Annotated in this window: 19 protein-coding genes; 14 read left to right on the top strand and 5 right to left on the bottom strand. The window is 42.1% G+C overall.

Translation table 11 applies throughout. The annotated features are described in order from the left end of the window. Positions 1-606: 606 nt before the first annotated feature. The 3 genes from DYH63_RS18590 (at position 607) to DYH63_RS18580 (ending at position 10949) form a co-directional block, all read left to right on the top strand. Complete coding sequence (locus DYH63_RS18590; RefSeq protein ID WP_116790224.1) at positions 607-6510, top strand: T9SS type A sorting domain-containing protein; 5904 nt, start codon at positions 607-609, stop codon at positions 6508-6510. Positions 6511-6635: 125 nt separating this feature from the next. Beyond that, positions 6636-8726 (top strand): prolyl oligopeptidase family serine peptidase, encoded by a 2091-nt coding sequence (locus DYH63_RS18585; protein ID WP_116790223.1) that lies wholly within the window; start codon positions 6636-6638, stop codon positions 8724-8726. A gap of 231 nt (positions 8727-8957) precedes the next feature. Further along, positions 8958-10949, top strand: coding sequence for a prolyl oligopeptidase family serine peptidase (locus DYH63_RS18580; RefSeq protein WP_162927091.1), 1992 nt, complete (start codon positions 8958-8960; stop codon positions 10947-10949). Between the two features lie 9 nt (positions 10950-10958). Here DYH63_RS18580 and DYH63_RS18575 read toward each other — a convergent pair whose 3' ends face one another. The 5 genes from DYH63_RS18575 to DYH63_RS18555 are packed head-to-tail and all read right to left on the bottom strand — an operon-like array spanning position 10959 to position 13244. Then, positions 10959-11165: a helix-turn-helix domain-containing protein gene (locus tag DYH63_RS18575; RefSeq protein ID WP_116790221.1), complete on the bottom strand. Its 207-nt coding sequence runs from the start codon at positions 11163-11165 to the stop codon at positions 10959-10961. A gap of 3 nt (positions 11166-11168) precedes the next feature. Beyond that, on the bottom strand, positions 11169-11690 hold the full coding sequence (locus DYH63_RS18570) for a hypothetical protein (protein WP_116790220.1): 522 nt from the start codon (positions 11688-11690) through the stop codon (positions 11169-11171). Positions 11691-11708: 18 nt separating this feature from the next. Then, on the bottom strand, positions 11709-12233 hold the full coding sequence (locus tag DYH63_RS18565) for a DUF2975 domain-containing protein (RefSeq protein ID WP_116790219.1): 525 nt from the start codon (positions 12231-12233) through the stop codon (positions 11709-11711). Positions 12234-12252: 19 nt separating this feature from the next. Next, positions 12253-12741 carry a DUF2975 domain-containing protein gene (locus DYH63_RS18560; protein WP_116790218.1) on the bottom strand — a complete coding sequence of 163 codons (489 nt, stop codon included), beginning with the start codon at positions 12739-12741 and terminating at the stop codon, positions 12253-12255. Positions 12742-12761: 20 nt separating this feature from the next. Next, positions 12762-13244, bottom strand: coding sequence for a DUF2975 domain-containing protein (locus tag DYH63_RS18555; protein WP_116790217.1), 483 nt, complete (start codon positions 13242-13244; stop codon positions 12762-12764). Positions 13245-13497: 253 nt separating this feature from the next. Between DYH63_RS18555 and porW the strand changes: the two genes are divergently transcribed. From porW to DYH63_RS18500, 11 genes are all read left to right on the top strand, one after another. Further along, entirely contained in the window at positions 13498-16218 is a 2721-nt protein-coding gene (gene porW, locus DYH63_RS18550; protein ID WP_116790216.1) for a type IX secretion system periplasmic lipoprotein PorW/SprE, read from the top strand. Positions 16219-16226: 8 nt separating this feature from the next. Beyond that, a complete protein-coding gene (locus DYH63_RS18545; RefSeq protein ID WP_116790889.1) occupies positions 16227-16625 on the top strand; it encodes a bactofilin family protein in 399 nt (132 codons plus the stop codon). Continuing rightward, a complete protein-coding gene (locus tag DYH63_RS18540; protein ID WP_116790215.1) occupies positions 16603-16827 on the top strand; it encodes an AtpZ/AtpI family protein in 225 nt (74 codons plus the stop codon). The genes DYH63_RS18545 and DYH63_RS18540 overlap by 23 nt, the downstream gene beginning before the upstream one ends. Further along, positions 16828-17223 (top strand): DUF6168 family protein, encoded by a 396-nt coding sequence (locus tag DYH63_RS18535; RefSeq protein ID WP_116790214.1) that lies wholly within the window; start codon positions 16828-16830, stop codon positions 17221-17223. It begins immediately after the preceding gene. Between the two features lie 115 nt (positions 17224-17338). Next, positions 17339-18553, top strand: coding sequence for a F0F1 ATP synthase subunit A (gene atpB, locus DYH63_RS18530; RefSeq protein WP_116790213.1), 1215 nt, complete (start codon positions 17339-17341; stop codon positions 18551-18553). A 47-nt stretch (positions 18554-18600) separates the two neighbouring features. Continuing rightward, positions 18601-18798, top strand: a complete 198-nt coding sequence (locus DYH63_RS18525) for an ATP synthase F0 subunit C (protein WP_020214867.1) — start codon at positions 18601-18603, stop codon at positions 18796-18798. Positions 18799-18884: 86 nt separating this feature from the next. Next, positions 18885-19385 carry a F0F1 ATP synthase subunit B gene (locus tag DYH63_RS18520; protein WP_116790212.1) on the top strand — a complete coding sequence of 167 codons (501 nt, stop codon included), beginning with the start codon at positions 18885-18887 and terminating at the stop codon, positions 19383-19385. A gap of 10 nt (positions 19386-19395) precedes the next feature. Next, a complete protein-coding gene (atpH, locus tag DYH63_RS18515) occupies positions 19396-19923 on the top strand; it encodes an ATP synthase F1 subunit delta (RefSeq protein WP_116790211.1) in 528 nt (175 codons plus the stop codon). Between the two features lie 47 nt (positions 19924-19970). Then, positions 19971-21545 carry a F0F1 ATP synthase subunit alpha gene (gene atpA / locus DYH63_RS18510; RefSeq protein ID WP_116790210.1) on the top strand — a complete coding sequence of 525 codons (1575 nt, stop codon included), beginning with the start codon at positions 19971-19973 and terminating at the stop codon, positions 21543-21545. An 82-nt stretch (positions 21546-21627) separates the two neighbouring features. Continuing rightward, the gene (gene atpG / locus DYH63_RS18505; RefSeq protein WP_116790209.1) at positions 21628-22500 is read left to right on the top strand and encodes an ATP synthase F1 subunit gamma; all 873 of its coding nucleotides are present in this window, start codon (positions 21628-21630) and stop codon (positions 22498-22500) included. A 131-nt stretch (positions 22501-22631) separates the two neighbouring features. Continuing rightward, a complete protein-coding gene (locus DYH63_RS18500; RefSeq protein ID WP_369692804.1) occupies positions 22632-22874 on the top strand; it encodes a type II toxin-antitoxin system RelE/ParE family toxin in 243 nt (80 codons plus the stop codon). Position 22875 lies beyond the last annotated feature (1 nt).

Raw genomic sequence — 22875 nt, 5'->3', positions numbered from 1 at the left:
TATTTTACCTCCCTTTGCGGAGGTATTTTTTTACCTATTTGTTATTCGATACTTAACACAATTTTTTAAAAATATATCATACAATAACTGCACATACTAAACTATCAGGCATTCGCAACACAAATGTGTACACATATCACAAAAATAAAACACGTACTGGCCTGAAATTAAATTTTTGATATATTTTGTTAAAAAATTGAATTATAGCTATTAAAAAAACAACAAGCCGTCAAATTAATTGATTAAAAACCAATAATTTACACAAAACAAATTTCATTACAAAAAGCAGCAGTAAAAACATATAAGTTATCATAAAAACTAAATAAACCACAATATTTATTGAAAAAATATATATTTTAAACCGTAAAGTTATATAAAAACACAATTTTATCTAATTTGTTATATAAAACACCAAGCAGCCGCCAAAGATAGTGTTTAACATTTTTTTAATACAAAATATTAAGTATAACCTCTTTTTTTAATTAAAATAAAGAATACTTTACACTTATAAACACCAAATATTGACTATGTTTCAATATTAACAAAATAGTGTTAACCTATCCTTAAAAGCACTATTTTTAAAAACATTAAATTTTATTAAAAACCATGAGAGAAAATTACACAGCCCCTCAGGGCGTCTGCCAAAAAAAAACGGCAGATTCCGGAGGTTTTGCAGGACTTACCCAAACTGGGTCCGGCAAGTCAAAAAAAACATCCATGGCATATTGCCTGCTTATGCTGGCAGCTTTTTTTAGCAGCGGCTTAGCATCGCTTTATGCACAAACACCTGTTACAATAGGAGATGGTACCAGTGGCTCAAACCTGGCACCACTAAACAGGTATTATGGCAATTCTGCCAGCGAGATTCTTTACCTTGGTACAGAGGTAGGCAGTGCCGGCGTTATTACTTCTATTGGCTTTAATAAGCTATCGGGTACAAACAACGACCCTATAGAAGCGGTTACTATTTATATGAAAAGTACAAACGAAACTACGGTAGGTACTTCTTCAAGCCTTACAGGATACACGCAGGTATATAGCGGATCTTATACTAACACTGCGGCTCCGGCATGGCAAACGGTAACACTTACAACACCGTTTATTTATCCAAGCACCGCTGCTAACCTTTCTATACTTGTAGTTAAAGGTTTCCAGCAATGGACAAGTTCTGCGGCTGTTGCGCCTAATTATGCGTATACCTCAACATCAACTAATTACAGAGCCAGCTACTATCAAAACGATAGCACTCCATGGTCTTCTACACTTACCAGGACGTATAACAGGCCAAACATACAGCTAAGCCTTACTGCACTGCCTGCGGCGTGTGCTGCGGCAGATGCTGCAACATCGGTAGCACTTTCGGGTGTTACTTCTACATCGGTAACCGGTACTGTTACAGCATCGGCTACTGCCCCTACAGGCGGATATCTTATAGTGAGAAGCACAGCTGCAACACTAACAGAACAGCCTGTTGCTAATGTACAATATCTTGCAGGTGCTGCCCTTGGCGGTGGTACAGTAGTGGCTTCGGGTGCTTCACTTACGTTTACTGATACTGCTGTAAACCCTAACTCGCACTACTACTATTTTGCATATGCTTATAACTACGACAGCACTTTTACATGTTTAGGCCCTGCCTATAGTGCAACTGCTGTTAGTGCAGATACTACTACATGTTCTACATTCCCGGTTACTATAGGGGTTAGCAACATTACATCTACAACGGCTACATTAAACTGGTCTTCTATAGCAGGTGCCGGTGGTAACACTGCCACTTACACTGTAGGAGTGTACAGCGATGCTGCTTATACTACACAGGTAGGCACTACCTATACTACAGCAAACACAAGCCAGAATGTTACAGGCCTTGTTAATGGTACTACATACTACTTCCGCATACAGGGCAGTACAACAGGCGCTTGTTCTGACGCTACTTATGCTACCGGCAGCTTTGTTGCCCAAAGTAACTATACACCTATAAGTGTAACAGGTTTTAACTTTGACGTAATTGCTAACGGAACAGGGCTTCCTGGCCTTAGCACTGATAACGACGTAGACGGTGGTAACTATGCTTACATAAGCCGTGATTATAAGTTTAATGCTACTGCGGCGGCAGCTACTGTGGGGCTTCCTGTAAACAGGATACTTACTAATGGTACTAATGCAGACCTTAAGTTCATACTTCAGGACTATGCCGGCAACAACAGTCTAAGGCTTGCCCTGCAAAATACTACAGGTACCCTTACACTTAGCCAGCCGCTTAAGCTTAGTAATGTATATCTTGCAGTAACATCGGGCAGTACCGCATCTGCAATAGATGTACAGGTAAACTTTGCCGATGACACTAACGAAACCGTATCTAACATATCTATCTTAGACTGGTTTGGTACTCCTACAACTGCACAGCCTGCTCTTGTTAGCGGTATAGGCCGTGTATCAAGAACAGGTACAACGCCAGAAACCGGCGCTTCAAAAATCTTCCAGATCACTGTACCGGTATCTGCTGCTAACCAGTCTAAAAACGTTACCAGCCTTACCATTAAAAACAGTACTGCAACAGGTGCTACTGCAACTGCAAAAATACCTAACGTGTTTGCAGTATCAGGTCAGGTGGTAGGAAGCTGCCCGGTAATGAATGCTGTTACAGGTGCTACAGCATCTGCTACTGGTATTACCGTAAGCTGGACAACACTTTCTGTAGGCGACGGCGATGCCCCTACTTACACGCTTGAGGTATATAATAATGCAGATTTTACATCTCCTGTAACAGGCTCTCCGTTTACAGGCCTTACAACCACATCTCAGTTAGTAAGCGGCCTTACCTTTGGCAACACATATTACTTTAGGGCTAAAGCCGTAACTACTGCTTGTGAGTCTGCTTTTGTAACAGGTTCTACAACTATACAATACTGTACACCTACAGGTACATCTACATTCTACAGTGTTTCTAACTTTACTACAACAGGTGGTTACAGTAACATAGCAAATACTACAACCGCAAACAGTTATACTGATTATACTGCTATGGTTGTTAGTAAAGCTGCAGGTACAAGTTTTGATTTTAGCCTTACTAAATCAAGCACACTTGCAAAATCAGAAATTTATGTTGACTGGAATAACAACCTTAGCTTTACCGATGCCGGCGAAACCGTTGCGGTTCTTGCAAACGGGCCATCAGTACATACTGGTGCTATAGCAATACCTGCAGGTACACCTCTTGGCAGCTACAGGCTTCGTATCAGGACTACTTATTATAGTGGCTACACACTGGCTCCATGTGGCGAGCTTTATTATTCAGAAACTGAAGATTATACAGTTACCGTTGCAGAACAACCTGCAAACTGTACTACGCCGGATGCGCCGGTACTTGCCCTTAGCGGCATTACATCGAGCGAAATAACTGCAACAGTTACACCTCCTGCAAATGCTATTGATATTACTAAATATCTTATCATCCGCAGTACAGATGCTACACTTAGCGCCACTCCGGTAAACGGTGCCAGCTATGCTGTAGGTACTGATTTTGGCGGCGGACGTGTAGTTGTAAACGGTACTACCCTTACAACAACCCATTTCCTTGCAGCTAACTCTCACTACTACTATTATGCATTTGCATATAACGATGGTGGCCTTACTTGTTTTGGCCCTATGTACAGCCCTGTTGCAGCGGCAGATTCTTCTACCTGCGCAATTGCTACCATTAACTCTGGTGCAAGTAACATAGGCAACTATAGTGCAAACCTTAATTTTACAAATGTTGTAGGTAATAATGGCAGCGCTGCTACATATACCGTTCAGGTATATACTGATGAGGCCATGAATACATTACTTAACACATATACATCTCCTACAAACAGCTATGCCCTTACAGGCCTTACAATAGCTACTACCTACTGGTACCGCGTTAAAGCAGTAACTACAGATTGTTATGATGACGCGTGGAGCGCACTTGCAAGCTTTACTACACAAAGTGGCTTTACACCAATAGACGTTACAGGTTATAATGCAGACGTTATTGCTAACGGTACAGGCATTGCAAACCTTTCTACAACAAATGCTGTAGATGCAGTAAACAATGCTTACCAGTCTCTTAATTATGAAAGAGTAAGTGGCACTGTTGCTACTGTTGGCTTACCTGTAAACAGAATACTTGCAGATACAGGCCTTGCGGGCATGCAGTTTATCTTCCCTGATTATACAGGAAACAACTCACTAAGGCTTCCAGCACAAAACCAGTCGGGTACACTTACACTTACACAACCTGTAAAACTAAGTAACCTTTACCTTGCCCTTACATCGGGTAGTGGCGCGTCTACCATATCTGCGGTAGTAAACTTCCAGGATGGTACAAGCCAGGCTGCAACAAGCTTCTCGCTTATCGACTGGTACAATGCCGGTACAGCAGCACAGCCTGCACTTATTTCAAACATTGGCCGTGTAAACAGGGCAGATACAAATGGTAATATAGAAACGGGTAACTCTAAAGTATTCTATGTAACCCTGCCAATACTTGAAGCTAACCAGACAAAACTGGTTGCATCAATAACAATTACTAAAACATCTACAGGCGCTACAGAGCCGGTACCAAACATCTTTGCCGTATCTGGTAAAGTTATAGATGAGTGTCCGGTACTTAACTCTGCATTCCCTTTTGCTTCTGCAAATGGCGCAAGCATAACATTTGGCTTACTTGCGGGCAGTAGTGCCGCTACATCTTTCAGCCTATCGCTGTATACAGATGAGGCAATGACTGTTCCTGTAGCTGGTTCGCCATTTACATCTGCAACTACAAGCTTAGCTCTTACAGGACTTCAGGCATCTACCACTTACTACTATAGCGCTACAGCTATAAACAGTGCGTGTACATCTGCTCCTGTAAACGGTACCTTTACTACTACATGTACTACTCCTGCGGCTCCTACAGCTGCGGCTCAAGCGGTATGTGCTGCAACAACTGTTGCCGGCCTTACAGTTACAGGTGTTACAGGTGCTACATTTACATGGTATGCAAGTGCTGCCTCAACTACACCGCTTGCAGCTACTGCAACGGTAACTGCTGGCCTTTACTTTGTATCTCAAACAGTAGGTACTTGCGAAAGTACAAGAACATCTGTTGCAGTAACTGTAAATACGGTTGCCCTTCCGGTTGTTGCTCCGCTTACATTCTGCGGAAGCGCTACTGCTGCACAGCTTACTGCTACTGCGCTTGAAGGTGCTACACTTACATGGTATGCTACAGTGGGTGGCACAGCTCTTGAGGCTACTGCAGCACTTACAGCAGGTAACTATTATGTAACACAAACACTAAACGGTTGTACAAGTGCTGCTGCTACGGTAGCCGTAACTATAAACGCTGTTCCTGATGCTCCTACAGCTGCTGCCCAGGCATTTTGTTCTGGCGCTACGGTTGCACAACTTGTGGTAACAGGCGCTACTGGCGCTACCTTTACATGGTCTGCTACAGCGGGTGGCGAAGCTCTTGCTGCTACCGCTACACTAGCCGGAGGTACTTATTATGTAACACAAACTTTGAATGGCTGTACAAGTACTGCTACTCTTGTTTCTGTAACTGTTAACGCTACACCTGCTGCTCCGGTAGCTGCTACACAAACTTTCTGTCAGGGCGCAACTGTTGCTGACATTGATGTTACAGCTCAGGACGGTGCTACACTTACATGGTCTGCTACACAAGGTGGTGCCGCGCTAAGCGAAACTGCTGTTCTTGAAACAGGAAACTACTATGTAACACAAACACTAGGTACTTGTACCAGCGTTGTTACTACTGTAGCAATTACAGTAAACCCTATACCTGCTGCTCCTACAGCTGAGGCTCAGGCATTCTGTTCTGGCGCTACCGCTGCAGAGCTTACTGCAACAGGTACAAACCTTGTTTGGTATACAGATGCAGATGGTACTACGCCGCTAAGTGCAGCTACAGTACTTGAAACAGGTACTTACTATGTTGCACAGGTTGCAGCTACATGTACCAGTGCTACAACAGCAGTTACCGTTACTGTAAACGCAACTCCTGATGCTCCAGAAGCTCTTGGAGAGCAATCATTTACAGAAGGCGAAACTATTGCTAACCTTGATGTAACACTTGCCGCCGGCGCTACTGCTACCTGGTATGTACTTACTGATGGCGAATATGTTGCTGTAGAAACTACAACTGCACTTGCAGACGGTGTTACTTATTATGTAGCACAAACTGTAGGTACTTGTACAAGCGACTACACAGCTGTCATAGCTAACCTTACTGCAAATACAGATCAGTTTGGCATTAAATCGCTTGTGGTTTACCCTAACCCTGCAAACAACGTACTAAACATTACTGCTAACGAAAACATTACGCACTTGGTGCTTAATAACCTTCTTGGCCAAAAAGTAATGGAGCAAAAAGCTAACGGTACTAATGCCCAGCTTAATGTAAGCAGCCTTGCTGCCGGAACATACCTGCTACAGGTTACAGCCGGAAGCAAATCTGGTACTATAAAAGTTGTAAAAAACTAAGCATACAGCTTGCTTCTTATAAAAGGGCTACCCGGTTGGGTAGCCCTTTCTTTTTTGGTATTAACCCTTGCTTAATGCAGGTTTGCCAACTTTACAGTACTTTTGCGCCATAATTAACTAACCAAATGAAACCAATACTACTACTGGCACTTTTGTTGCCTTTTATTGCTGTAGCCCAGAATTTTCCGTCAACTAAAAAAACACCTCAAAAAATTACCAAACACGGCAAAACATACACAGACGATTATACCTGGCTGGAAGATATGCGCAGCCCCGAGGTTGTAAACTGGATAAATGCCCAGAATAAAGTTACCGAAAGTCATCAGGGCAACTTAATAAAAAGTATTTACCCGCTGCCCACTTTACAAAAATACCAGAGCCAGACGGCTTATAGCATCCCTAACAAAAAGAGGGCTAGCTATTATGCAAATGTTTATTTTCAGGACAAGCTGGACCAGGGAGCTGTACTATGCTATAAAAAGAAACTCGATGGTAATTACATAAAACTGGTAGACCCTAATTACGTTTACAGCGGAAAAACGGTTACGGTTATAGACTATGAGCCATCGGTAAATTCAAAGATGCTTGCCTATAAGCTAATGATAAACGGCAGCGACAGGCACGAGATAAGGTTTACAACACTTGCAGGTAAAAAGATCGACGAGGTAATAATTAATGCAAAATTTGGCGGTATGGCCTGGAAGGGCGATGAAGGTGTTTTTTACAACAAGAACATCAATGCATCGCAGTTTGCAGTAGATTCTACCTTTCAGGTATTTTACCACCGCCTGGGTACCGATGTGCTTAAGGACGAAATGGTTTTTGATGCCAGTAAAATAAACGGACAAACCTACTACTTCACCAGCCAGGACGGTAAACGCCTGTTTCTGGAAGTAGCAAACAAAAACGAAAGCCATGTAGATGTGTATTATGCAGACCTTACTCAAGAAACTTTCGAGCTAAAGAAATTTCTTGATAATGTACCGCCTGATTTTGACCTGTCCGGTTATACAAACGGGCGTGTATATTACTCATCTAAAGAATCTAACTGGGGAGATGTGCGCAGTTTTGACCCCGATAAGCCCGAAGAGCGTACCATACTCATATCTCAGTACCAAAACCAGCTTTTAACGGGTACTACATTTTTTAAAGACCGTATTGTGTGTAAGTACAAAAACACATCGGGCAGTTATTTTATGCTGTTTGACTATACGGGTAAATTCATCAAAAAGATAGAAGGCCAAAAGGGTATGGACGTAAACCTGGCGGGCAATGATTATTTTGATACCGATGTTTTCTTTTACGTTACCTCATATACCATACCACCCATACTCTTTACGCTAAACTTACAATCTGGCGCTTATGACCGCTATGTAAGCAAAACGTTTGAAAAAACCGTTGCACCGTTTCCTGTAGATTATTTTGTAACCACAACTACAACCTATACCGCCCGGGATGGCGCTAAGGTGCCCATAACCATAGTGCACAAAAAAGGATTAGAGTTAAACAGCAACAACCCTACCCTGCTGGAAGCTTATGGCGGCTTTGGGTCTATATCAGACCGTGATTATGACAATGGCATTATCTACTTTATGAAAAATGGCGGCGTATATGCGTATGCCGAAGTGCGCGGTGGTGGCGATAAAGGCCAGCAATGGCACAGGGATGGTATGCGCCTTAAAAAGATAAATACGCTGAATGACTTTATAGACGGCGCCCGGTTTTTGATAGACCAGCAGTACACAAGCCCAAACAGGCTGGGCATTACCGGAGGTTCGCAGGGCGGGCTCCTTATAGGATCTGCACTTGTACAACATCCGGAACTCTTTAAAGTGGCAATACCTAAAGTAGGGGTTTATGATATGGCTAAGTTTCACCAGTATACCATAGGCCGTTTTCATTATGACGAATATGGCGATCCCGAAGTGGCCGCCGAATTTAATGCCATGATGGAATATTCTCCATACCACAACATTAAAGAAGATGTAAACTACCCTACAACACTAATTATTACAAGCGATAATGACGATAGGGTACCACCCGTGCATTCTTATAAATTTGCCGCAAGGCTGCAAAACCGCAAGGCACAAACTAATCCGGTTTTCCTAAAAACAAGGCTTGACTCCGGCCATTATGGTGTACTTACAAACTATGAAGACCGTATCGAAGAAAAATCAGAATTTTACAGCTTTTTGATGTATCATCTAATGAAGTAAGAGTCTTCACCCAGTTTGAGGCACGAATTATAGCAATCACAATAAAAATTGCTGTAATTCGTGCTTTTCTTTTTAACCGCAATATAATGTGACAGATGGTTTTGCCTATAAACTTTTAGCTGTATTTTTACCCTACAATCAATACCAATGAAACCATTTTTGCCAATACTATTTCTACTGCCATTTTTTTGCTTTGCGCAAAGTTATCCCATCGTCAAAAAAACACCGAAAATGTATACAAGCTTTGGCATTACCTATACCGATGAATATTCTGCCATGGAAAAAATGCGCAGCAAAGGAGTAAAAAAATGGGTTGACGAGCAAAATGATTATACAGACCAAAAGATACGCGACATAGGCACGCAGTATGACATTGAAAACACCATACAGGAATACCGTAAATCGCGCATACACAGTATGCCCCGAAAAAAAGGCGACTATTTTTATACCCTGATGAAACCACGCGGGCTGGCCGCATCACTATATTATTTTAAGAGCCTTAACAGCCGTGCCGAATTACTGGTAGATATGTCGCGCGGTGTTAGCGAAACAGCCGTTATTGCAGATTATGAACCTTCTGAAGCGTCGCGCTACCTGGCTTATACCATATCCGGCGATGGCAGCGACCGCAGGACGATTAGGTTTAAAGACATGCTGAGAGGCTTGCCCCTTGATGATGTAATTAAAAATGTAAAATTTGCAGACCTGAGCTGGAACGGCAAAAAAGGTATTTTCTATACCCGAAACAGCAATGTAAATATGTTTGCCCAGGACAGCACGTACCAAATATATTACCATACACTGGGCAACAAACAGGAAGACGATGCCCTGGTATTTGACACTACTAAGAACAAAGGTTTTCTTACCTATTATGTAGAACAGGACAAGCTTTTTATATTTGAACGGAATGCCGCAGAGCGAACACGAAATATTTACTATGCTGACCTTGCCACAGAACCTTTTACCGTAAAACGCCTTTTTGAAGGAGAAGACGATGACTTCAGGCTGATAAAATACCGTAATGGAAAATTGTATTACAGCAGCAGTAAATTTGAGTGGGGCGATGTGCGGTCGTGCCCTTTAGATAACCGTGCCGACGAAAAAATTATAGTTCCGCAGTTTTATGGGCAGCTGCTTGATGGTACATATTTTTATGATGACTACCTTATTTGTAAATATAAAACACTGGGCAAGTACCACTTTATGGTGTATGATGCAAATGCCACATTTCTTAAAAAAATAGACATTGCGCCCGGCGTAGATGCCCAGCCCATGTTTTATGATAAACAAACACAAAAGCTGTATTTAAAGCTACAATCGTATACGGCATCGCCACAAAATTTTTCGCTGAGTTTAAAGACCGGCGAATTTGAACCTTTTTATAACGATTACATCAAACCAAAACCTACCCTTTTTCCTTCAGATCATTTTGAAACAAAGACTATAACCTATAAGAGCCGCGATGGCAAGGATGTGCCCATAACAATCATCCATAAAAAAAAGCTGCGCTTAGACGGTACTAACCCTACCCTGTTGGAAGCTTACGGTGGCTTTGGCATGGTAAGCGAACCCAATTACAGCGACGCGCTGGTTTACTTTTTAGAACAGGGTGGCGTTTATGCCTACGCAGAAATAAGGGGCGGCGGCGAAAAGGGCAGCAAATGGGCACAGGCCGGAAAAGGTATAAACAAGCTAAACTGCCTGAACGATTTTATAGATGCTGCCGAATTTTTGATAGCACAAAAATACACGGCGCCACAGCACCTGGGCATAACGGGGGCATCGCACGGTGGGCTGGTAGTGGGGCACGCCATGATATTCAGGCCAGATTTGTTTAAGGCAGTAGTATGCAAAATGGGCGTGCTGGATATGTGCCGCAGGGTAGACTTTGGCACCGGTGCCCGCAATATGGCAGAGTATGACAACCCCGCTACCGAAGCTGGTTTTAAAAACGTGTATGGCTACTCGCCGTACCAGCATATTAAAGAAGACGTAAACTATCCTGCCGCACTTATTGTAACATCAGAATTTGACGATCGTGTGCCACCTATGCATAGCTATAAATTTGCTGCACGCCTGCAAAACCGCAAAGCACAAACTAACCCCGTTTACCTGCGCACCATACATAATGCAGGGCATAACGGCAGTAATACTACCGAAGAGCGCATAGCTTTAGATGCAGAGATGTATAGTTTTTTACTGGAGCAACTTGCTAAAAAATAAATGACAGGACTATTCCTCAATAAACTCCATAATATCGCCCGGCTGGCATTCCAGTACCTGGCAAATGGCCTCAAGGGTACTAAAGCGTATGGCTTTAGCCTTGCCTGTTTTTAATATAGAAAGATTAGCCGTGGTAATGCCCACCTTATCGGCCAGTTCGTTGCTACGCATTTTTCGTTTGGCGAGCATTACATCCAGGTTTATAATTATGGGCATGGGTTATATTGTTAGTTCGGTTTCTTCGCGCAGCATTTCTCCACGCTTTAGCATCTCTGCAAGTATCAGTATAAATTTTCCTGTAATATAAAGGGCAAGGTAGGGTAATGCCTGATTAAAAAACGTGCGGATATCGAGCATGCCAATTGACCCAAAGCCACAGATAAGCAAATACTTAAGTTTAGCAAAAATAATAATGCCACTACCCGTTTTACGAAAGCTTTCTGCCTGGTTGGTTTCAAAAACCTCGGCAGTTTTAAGGCTCTTAAGGGTAAGCCTAAAGTTATTAAGGCGGGTAAACAAAAATACCAGCAACACACTGTAAAGCAGCATAAAGGCCGCTTCTACGCCCGGTGCGGCAGGCTTAAGTGGTGTAAAAACGTCGTCTAGCAGGGCACGGCTTACATCAGACCCGTTAACAATAAACTGCGCCAGCATAGCCAGTGCGTAAACTGCAATATATAGTGCCAGTGCTATAAGCAGCACTTTAAGAGCTATGGTAATAATGGTAATGTTTCTTTTCATGATATAAAGTTGGTTGGTTTATACGGTAAGGTCATTTTCTTCGCGTAGTACAGTACCTTTTTCGGCCATGTAATACAGTACCAGTATCACTTTTCCGCCCAGGTACAAACCCAGAAAAAATGGCACCTGGCTTATAAAGCTGGTAATATCCCTAAAGCATATGGCACCAAAGGCACAATGCAACAGGTAAAAACATTTGGCAAAAATAATAATGCCCGCACCTGCCCGCTTAAATTGTGTTGCCTGCTGATCATAAAATACCTCGCCACTGTGCAGGCGGCTAAAACTTCTGTAAAGCATAACTAGTGCATATGTAAGGTAGCATAGCAGCAGGCCATAGCCTATAAAGTAATACGGTACATATTCATAGTGCGCAGGCGATAACGGTGCTGCTACACTAAAACTGCTGCGGGTAAGGCGGTCTGCCTCTGTTGCATCGGTAAAAGAAGAGTAAGCATACAAAAACTTTCCGATGGCGGCAAAGGCCACTACCACAACAAGTACCCGCAGGGCAATGAGCAATACATATAAATGATGTTTCATGATATAAAGTTGGTTGGTTTTATACAGTAAGGTCGTTTTCTTCTTTTAGTCTTTTGGCATTGCCAAATACTTCTGCCAGTACAATAAAGAATAATCCTAAACCAAGCGTAAACAACGGACTACCGGATGAAAAGCCTGCCGTTACCTCTAACTCGCCAAGCACAAGCATGGTATATATAAAAGGCACTACAATGCTAAGGAGCGATGCTGTTATAAAACTCAGCCCGGTATGGTTTAGCGATTTGATAACCCGGTCATCAAAAAATACATTTTTTTGAAACAGTTCCAGCGTAGTTTTAAACTGGTATACGCCATAGGTAATAATGCCATATACTACATATAAGAAAGACAGCATTAAAACGGGGCTCCATCTTCCGCTAAAGGTAAATGGAACCTGATCTGGCGCTATGGCAAGTATCAGTATAAACGGCAAACCAAAAATAAGCCCAACCATTAGTAGTACAAAGGCTATGGTAACCAGAATTTTGAGTAATTGTAATCGTTTCATTAAAAAAGTATTTCAGGTTATTATATGGTAAGGTTATTTTCGCGTTCTATGGCTTCGCCTTTGCGTAAAAAATCGGCTATTATAAATAAGGCAAATCCAATGATAAGGATCACTAAGATGCCGGATACTGCAGGCTCTAAAAAAACATACTTATTTTCATCGTCAGAATTCGCTACTTTATATATCGAAAGACAAGATTTTATAAGCGCTGAAGCTATTAAAAACATACCTCCGCGTTTAAGATATTTAGCGCTGGTATCATTAAAATATCCCATACTAATAAATCCGTTTACGGCGCAGTATATATATATCAGAGCAGGTAGTAACGCGGCCTGGTTTAAGTAAAAGGAATTTTGAATAATGCGTAGCGAATCTTCATAACGCCTGGGAAGGTTATAATACAGGTCGGTAAAAAATGCGATGTAACTAATGATAAATGCAGAAATAACATTAGCACCAATAAAAAGCCCAAGGGCAAAACGGAGTATTTTAATCTTTGTCATAACGGGTTGTATGTTTTGGTTAAGGCAAAGATATATAAATTATCGAAAAACAATAATAATTATTTAAAAAACAATAAATAATTATTGCAAGGCAGTTAAGATAACATTTATTGATGCCGTATACAGTGTTGCAGTGGGCTTAATAGTGCATTGTTTTTTCTTAAAATATATTGCATTAAAAAAAAGAAGCGTATTTTTACCCCTCCCTATACTAAAAAGGGAATTTAAAAGTTAAGGATAAAAAGCTTTTGCATTGAAAACCAGCAAGTATAAATATATTTTACTTTTTGGTACGGCAGCTATTACCATAGCCTGTTCTACCAAGAAGGACTCTTTTGTAAACCGTAACTTTCATGCGGTTACTACCGAGTATAACGTGTTATATAACGGCAACAACGCGCTTACTGCGGGCGTTACCGATCTTAAAACCAGTTATACAGATAACTATTGGGATATACTCTCGGTAGAGCGCATGCAGCGTCCGGTAGAAGAAATGGAACCTACAGATAAGCGTAATGCCAACTTTGAACGTGCCGAAGCTAAAGCTACAAAAGCCATTCAAAAACACTCTATGTACATAGGCGGCAGCGAACGCAACCCACAAATGGACGAAGCCCACCTTTTACTGGGGCAATCCCGTTATTATGACAACCGTTTTGTACCGGCACTGGAGGCATTTAACTATGTACTGCTTAAGTATCCTGCCAGCAGCAGGATAGACGAGGTAAAGGTATGGCGCGAAAAAACAAACATTCGCCTGGATAATGATGGTGTAGCCATTAAAAACCTTACCAAACTGCTTAAAGAGAAAACAGGTAAGATGGACGAGCAGATTTACAGCGATGCTAATGCCATGCTTGCCCAGGCTTATATTAAGGAAGAAAAACGCGACAGCGCCATAATTACCCTTAATAATGCCGCAAACCACAGCCGTGATAACGAGAAAAAAGCCCGCTACTATTTTATTAAAGGACAACTGTATACTAAGGCAAAAAAACCAGACAGCGCTTTTGCCGCTTACCAAAAGGTAATAGAAATGAAGCGCAAATCGCCACGCATATATACCATACAGGCACACGCCATGCAGGCAGGGCAGTTTGACTATAAAACAGGAGACACACTGGCTTTTATGGAAAAATACCGCGACCTGCTGGATGATCGCGAAAACCGCCCCTTCCTGGACATCATAAACCACCAGGTGGGTATATTTTATGACAGGCAAAATGTAAACGACAAGGCAGTTACTTATTACAACAGGTCGTTACGCAAAAAAGCTACAGATGGCTACCTGGCGGCCTCTAACTACCGCAACATTGCTGAGATAAATTTTAGGGAAGCAAAATATGTTATGGCCGGTAGGTATTATGACAGTACACTGGTTAATATGGACTTCCGTACCCGCGAATACAAAACCATCAAGAAAAAAAGGGACAACCTGGCCGATGTTATTAAATATGAAGCCATAGCTACAGCTAACGACAGTATTTTGCACGTAGTGTCGCTTTCTGCAGATGCAAGGGTGGCTTACTATGAAGACTACATTAAAAGGCTAAAGGTTACCGAAGAAATACAACGCAAAAAAGCGGAAGATGAAGCGCGCAGGCAGGCTAACATTGCTGCTAATGCAGCTGCCAGGCCGGCAGGGGGTGCAGCAGCAGGCCTTACGTCGCCAAATGCGCCCACTATGAACGGTGTAACAAGCTTAGGAAGTGCCGCAGATATTGCAGGCGCCCCATCAGGCAGCAAAATGCTAAACGGTGCTGCTCCCCGCAGAGATGCTAAAGGTGCGGGAATGACAAACGGCGGCGGATCCACAACGGGCGGGGTGTTTTACTTTTACACACCGGCATCTGTATCCTATGGCAAAATGACATTTCAGGCACAATGGGGCAAAAGGCCACAGGCTGATAACTGGAGGGTTTTCTCTGAAATAAGAGGAGGTGCTGCGGCCATTGATGAGAATGATGAAACTGCAAAAGACTCGCTTGGCGGAAAAGACGCTACAGCCGATGCTAAGCTGGAACCTAAATACAACCCTACGTTTTATATAGGACAATTGCCATCTGACCAAAAAGTACTCGACAGCCTTGCTAAAGACCGTAATACGGCTTACTACCAGCTGGGCGTTATATATAAGGAAAAGTTTAAAGAATACCGCCGCGCGGTAGACAGGCTGGAGAAGCTATTGCAAAACCAGCCCGAAGAGCGCCTGGTGCTTCCGTCTAAATACAACCTGTACAAATTATACCAAATACTGGGCGACACCGCTAATGCAGAAAAGTATAAACAGCAGGTACTTAACCAGTACCCAGACAGCCGCTATGCCCAAATTATTAAGAACCCGGGGTCTGATGCTGCAACAAAAGGCAGCCCGGACGCGGTGTATGCCGCCCTGTACAGCAGGTATAACAATGGCGAACTGCGCGAGGTAAATGCAGAAATAGGCGATTTGATAGATACCTATAACGGCGAAGAAATACTCCCTAAATTTGAGTTGCTTAAAGCTCAGGTTACCGGCAGGCTCGAAGGGCTTGAAGAATATAAAACGGCGCTAAATTATGTAGCACTTACCTACCCTAACGCGAGCGAAGGTAAAGAGGCCGATGCCATACTTAAAAAGAATGTGCCTGCGTTAGATAAGTTGGCTTATGGCGCCAAGCCTACCTCATATAAAATAATGTTTAAGCTTAATGCAGACGACCCAAAAGCCAAGGTTTTGCTTGAGAAAATAAAACTGTTTATTAAAGACGGCAATAACAACAGCATTACTGTAAGTACAGACATCTATACCGTAAACGAAAACCTGGTGGTTATACACGGCTTTATGAATAAACTGGCGGCGGTAGACGGCGTGAGCATCCTTAAAGATTATAAGGCATACAAGGTTACCGAAACTCCTGTTATCATCAGTACCGAAGATTACAAGGTGGTGCAGGTTAAAAAGAATTACGTTCAGTATTTAGCAATTCAGTAAGTATGGCAATGTTCGAAAAATCACCAAAATCATATACCGACCTTTTAGGTAAGACCAACCGTATTGTAGAGGGTACTACCATAAAAGGCGACATTATTTCGCAAGCCGACTTTAGGCTCGACGGACACCTTATAGGCAACTTTACCTCGGGGGGCAGAATTGTTATAGGCCCCGCAGGCAGCGTTACCGGAGATGTAAAATGCAAAACTGCCGATATAGAAGGCAAATACAGCGGCCGCATAGAGGTAGAAGAGCTGCTGAGCATAAAAGGCAAGGCTAAAATAGAGGGCGAGGTTATTACCGGCAAACTTGCTGTAGAACCCGGCGCTGTATTTACAGCCAGCTGTACCATGAGGAGTAATGTAAAACCCATAGCACCCGTAAATGAACGACAACAAGCCGGATGATAAAAGGCCAAACAAATGGCTTGCCCTCATAAACATTCCGTTCCAGATGGGTATAATTATCGTGGCTTTTTCCTGGCTGGGTAAATGGCTCGATGGCAAATACCCTAACGAAAACAACATCTGGTTTATCATACTTACCATGGCAGGTGTAGGCATTGCGTTGTATAATGTTATCCGTCAGGTAAATAAACTAAACAATTAAATGAACAAAGACTTTTTTAAGGCAGTAGTAAAAACTGCCGGCATAGCGGGTGTATTTCTAATTACCAACCTGTTGCTGTTTCAAATACCATCATTAAACGCCCAATATGCTGGTTTTGTTTATCCTGTGCAAACGCTATACCTTTTATACTTTGTGTTTTCTGTAATTATACTGTTTGCATTGTATAAAATTTCTGAGATCAGCGCTTCGCAAACAGGCTTTGTTTTTTTGGGTTTAATTACCTTAAAAGCCATTGGCAGTTATTTTGTTGCACAGCCCATTATTTCGAAAACGATTGATACCACAACAGAGCGGGTTAACTTTTTGTTAATATTTATGCTGTTTCTATCTATAGAAGCCTATTTTACAGTGCAGCTCTTAAACAAAAAGCAGTAATTTAATTTACTGGTTGATTATTCTCAAAAAAACTTCATTTACACCTTTGCTATATTAATTAATAACGTACCTTTGCGCAAAATTTCAGGACTGTAAAATTAAGATAGTTAATAAGATGGTGTTTTCCACACAAAAATTAAAGACCACTGTAGCAGCCCTTTTTGCTATTGTACCCCTTATTTCTTTTGCTAACGCGCCTCAGGACACCGTTCATGGTGGAGAAGAAGCGTACAACACAGCCAAGCTTGAAAAGCACGGTGAGCAACATGAAACCGCACATGAGGCAAGCCCTCAGGACAAGATTAACGACCACATAAGCCATCACTTACAGGATGCTCATGAGTTTGTATTCTTTTCTGATGAGGAGAACGATGAGCACTATGGTTTTGCGCTTCCTGTAATTCTTGTTGACAACGGCCTTAAAGTATTTTCGGCTGCTAAATTTAACCACGGTGAAAGCGTAGCTGAAGCTGATGGCAACTACTACAAACTTTTTCACGGAAAAATATATAAGACAGATGCGGCTGGTACGCTTAACTTTGATGAGCACCACCACCCGTCTAACGAAATGCCGCTTGACTTTTCGATCACTAAAAACGTAGTGGCGTTATTATTTACATCTGCATTATTACTTATCCTTTTTACAAGCCTTGCAAGAGGTTTCAAAAAAGGAGGGCCAAACACGTTGCCTACAGGTTTTAACCGTGTGCTTGAGCCGCTTGTAATATATGTAAGAGATGAGATAGCAAGGCCAAACATCGGTGAGACCAAGTATAAAAAATTCATGCCTTACCTGCTTACAGTATTCTTTCTTATCTGGACGCTTAACCTTCTTGGCCTTACGCCACTGGGTATAAACGTTACCGGTAACATTGCTGTAACAGTATGTCTTGCATTATTTACTTTTGTTATTACACAGTTTAGTGCTAACAAAGAGTACTGGGGCCACATATTCTGGATGCCGGGCGTGCCTTACATCATGAGGATAATACTTGCGCCTATAGAGGTGTTGGGTCTTTTTACAAAACCATTCTCACTTTTAATACGTTTATTTGCAAACATCACTGCGGGCCACACTGTAGTAATGGGACTTATAGCAGTAATATATGTAATGAAACAACAGCTTACCGTGGGTGGTAGTATAGGAGCTTCAATGCTGCTTACACTATTTATCTCGCTTATCGAGCTTCTTGTGGCATTCCTTCAGGCATTTATCTTTACCATGTTGTCATCATTATTTATTGGTATGGCGGTTCAGGAACACGATCATCACCATGACCACGCTCATGACGATCATTATAAAGAAGATCCTGAGATACCTGTAGTATAATTTGTGTTTGATTTTAAAATTTAGAAACTTAATTTAATTTATATATTATGGAAATTCCAAATTTAGTTGGTGCCGGTCTTATCGTAATCGGAGCTGGTGTAGGTCTAGGTAAAATTGGTGGTTCTGCAATGGATGCTATTGCTCGTCAGCCAGAGGCTGCTGGTAAAATCCAGACTGCGATGATCATCATCGGTGCACTACTTGAAGGTCTTGCTTTCGGTGCACTTATCCTTGGTAAAAACTAAGACAAAAAAACAAAGCGATACCTGCAACGGTTGGTTGCAGGTGTTGTTTTACAATTAAAGCAATTACAACCTCTATATTATAAATAATGGATAAGTTAATTAATGATTTTTCGTTTGGTTTGTTCTTCTGGCAGGCCATCATCCTGGTAATCCTTATCATACTTCTTGCTAAATTTGCATGGAAGCCTATCCTTGCATCTCTTGCTGCAAGGGAAGAAGGTATTGCCGATGCTATAGCTTCTGCAGAAAAGGCACGTGCCGAAATGCAAAACCTGAAGTCTCAAAACGAAGCTATCCTTAAGGAAGCACGTGCTGAAAGGGATGCTATTATGAAAGAAGCACGCGAAATTAAAGACAGGATGATTGCTGAAGCTAAAGCAGATGCCGAAGCACAAAGCACTAAAATTATAGAGCAGGCAAAAGCTACTATAGCAGGCGAGAAAAACGCAGCTATTGCAGAGCTTAAAACGCAGGTTTCTGCCCTATCGGTAGAAATTGCTGAGAAGTTGCTTAAGGCAGAACTTTCTAACAAAGAAGCGCAAAGCAACCTTGTAGAAAAAATGCTTGAAGAAGTAAAACTAAACTAATTAGACCCGTATGAGCAGAGCAGCAGTTAGATATGCTAAGGCAATACTGGAAATGGCACAAGGTACCGGAAACGCAGCACAAGTGGCTGACGATATGGCGCTTATTGCCGCTACTGTAAAAGATAACAAAGAGCTTCAGGACTTTATTAGCAGCCCTACCATTAAAGGTGAGGTTAAAGAAAGTGCCCTTAAAGAAATTTTTGGCGCAAGCCAAAATGTTACCCAGGGTTTATTTCACCTGTTGTTAGACAACAAAAGGTTTAATATACTGCCTGCAATAGCAGCACAGTATAAAGAGCAGTATGATGTTGCTAACGGTATAGAGGTGGCTACTGTAACTACTGCATTTGCAATAGATGCAGACCTTGAGGCTAAGGTGCTTGCTAAAATAAAAGAGTTTAGCAATAAGCAGGTAACAATTAAAAACGTAGTAGACCCGGCTATCATAGGCGGATTTATTATACGCATTGGCGACAGGCAGTTTAACGCTTCTGTGGCTAACAGGCTTACAACATTAAAACGAGAACTGAGCAACTAACCGTGCACGGTCAATTATAAAACAGGTAATTAAACGTAATTATACTCATGGCAGAAATTAAAGCTGCTGAAATTTCAGCAATATTAAAGAAACAATTGTCCGGTTTTGAATCGGGTGCTACATTAGAAGAAGTAGGTACTGTTCTTAGTGTAGGTGATGGTATTGCCCGTGTTTACGGACTTGGCAACGCGCAGTATGGCGAGCTTGTTCAGTTTGAAAACGGGTTAGAAGCTATTGTACTTAACCTTGAAGAAGACAATGTAGGTGTAGTATTGCTTGGACCTTCAACAGGCATAGCAGAAGGCTCTACTGTAAAACGTACCCAGCGTATTGCTTCACTTCGCGTAGGTGAAGAAGTAGTGGGCCGTGTGGTAGATACCCTTGGTAACCCTATAGATGGTAAAGGCCCTATTGGCGGTACCCTTTATGAAATGCCATTAGAGCGTAAAGCTCCGGGTGTTATTTACCGCCAGCCGGTAACTGAGCCAATGCAAACAGGTATTAAGGCTGTAGACGCCATGATACCGGTAGGCCGTGGCCAGCGTGAGCTTGTTATTGGCGACCGCCAGACAGGTAAAACAACCGTATGTATCGATACGATACTTAACCAAAAAGAATTTTATGATGCAGGCAAGCCTGTATTCTGTATATATGTTGCCATAGGCCAAAAGGCTTCTACGGTAGCAGGTATTGCTAAAACCCTTGAAGAAAAAGGTGCTATGGCGTATACCGTTATTGTTGCCGCTAACGCGTCTGACCCTGCGCCAATGCAGGTTTATGCTCCGTTTGCAGGTGCTGCAATAGGCGAGTACTTCCGCGATACGGGCCGTCCGGCACTTATCATTTATGATGACCTTTCTAAACAAGCGGTAGCTTACCGTGAGGTTTCCCTGCTACTTCGTCGTCCACCAGGACGTGAGGCATACCCTGGAGACGTTTTCTACCTTCACTCAAGGTTACTGGAGCGTGCTGCAAAGGTTATTGCTGATGATGATATCGCGAAGAACATGAACGACCTTCCTGAATCGCTTAAGCCAATTGTTAAAGGTGGCGGATCGCTTACAGCGCTTCCTATCATCGAAACTCAGGCGGGAGACGTTTCTGCATATATCCCTACTAACGTGATCTCGATCACTGACGGACAGATATTCCTTGAGTCAGATTTATTTAACTCTGGTGTACGCCCGGCTATCAACGTAGGTATCTCTGTATCTCGTGTAGGTGGTAACGCACAGATCAAGTCGATGAAAAAAGTATCTGGTACGCTTAAGCTAGACCAGGCACAGTTCCGCGAACTTGAGGCATTTGCTAAATTTGGTTCAGACCTTGATGCGGTAACCCTTGGTGTTATCGAAAAAGGCCGCCGTAACGTAGAGATCCTTAAGCAATCGGTAAACGACCCTTATACTGTTGAAGACCAGGTAGCTATTATTTATGCCGGTTCTAAGAACCTGCTTAAAAAGGTACCTGTAAACAAAGTAAAAGAGTTTGAAAAAGACTATATTGCTTACCTTAACGCTACGCACAAAGACACGCTAAACGCACTTAAGGCAGGTAAATTTACTGACGAGATTACAGACGTGCTTGAAAAAGCAGCTGCTGAGATCGCTTCTAAATACTAATTATATTAATTTGATGATTTGAAAATTTGAAGATGTGCTATGCATTTTCAAATTTTCAAATTGTCTAATTTTCAAATTATAAATGGCAAACTTAAAGGAAATACGTAACAGAATTGCTTCCGTTTCATCGACCATGCAAATTACAAGTGCGATGAAAATGGTATCTGCGGCCAAGCTTAAAAAAGCCCAGGACGCTATTACTGCCATGAGGCCGTACAGCCAGAAGCTTACCGAACTATTGCAAAACCTTAGCGCTACGCTGGAGGGTAATACCGGTGGTGCTTATGCTGAACAGCGTGCGGTAAACAAAGTTCTTATTGTGGCCATAACCTCTAACAGGGGTTTGTGCGGCGCTTTTAATGCCAACGTTATTAAGCAGATCAACAATCTTAAAGATGTTGTTTATGCAGGAAAACAGGTAGATGTACTAGCCATTGGTAAAAAAGGTAACGATGCGCTTAGCAAATCGTGCACCATTATTGCTAACGAGAGCAGCCTGTTTGACAGCCTTACCTTTGAGCATACTGCCCAGATAGCTAAAGACCTTATGACAAGGTTTGAGGATGGCCAGTATGACAGGATAGAGTTGGTATATAACCACTTTAAGAATGCTGCTACACAAGAGGTGCTTACAGAGCAGTTTCTTCCGCTGGCGCCTGCTGAGGCTACTACAGCTAAAGACGCTCCTGCTGCTGCCGATTACATTTTTGAGCCTTCTAAAGAAGAGATCGTATTAAGCCTTATCCCACTGTCGCTTAAAACGCAGTTGTACAAGGCAGTGCGCGACTCATTTGCTTCTGAGCACGGTGCCCGTATGACGGCCATGCACAAAGCAACAGATAACGCTACCGAAATGCGTAACCAGCTTAAACTTACTTACAATAAGGCCCGCCAGGCTGCCATTACCGGCGAAATCCTTGAAATTGTGGGTGGTGCAGAGGCACTTAACAATTAAGATTACAAACAAACATAGTGAAAAGAGGCTACCTGAAAAGGTGGCCTTTTTTTATTTACTATTTTTCGTTCTTCATTTTATGTTTCCTAATAAAGAAACTTGTATCTTTACTGACACCAACTAATTTTTTAATGGATTATAAATTTAAAGTCTCTTTCTTAGAACCGGCTATACATTTTTTAGAGAGCCTCGACGAAAAGTCAAGGGAGAAAATACTATATAATATATGGAAATCAAGAAGTGTAAATGATAATGAATTATTTAAAAAGCTTGATGGTGAAATATGGGAATTCAGAACAATTTATAAGAAACAGTACTTTAGGCTTTTCGCTTTTTGGGATAAGAGTGATAAGTTTGACACCGTGGTAATTTAAA

It is taken from the genome of Flavobacterium psychrotrophum, assembly GCF_003403075.1.
Taxonomy (GTDB): domain Bacteria; phylum Bacteroidota; class Bacteroidia; order Flavobacteriales; family Flavobacteriaceae; genus Flavobacterium; species Flavobacterium psychrotrophum.
The sequence above is the reverse complement of the archived record's forward strand: the minus strand, read 5'-3'. Positions and strand labels throughout refer to the sequence as shown.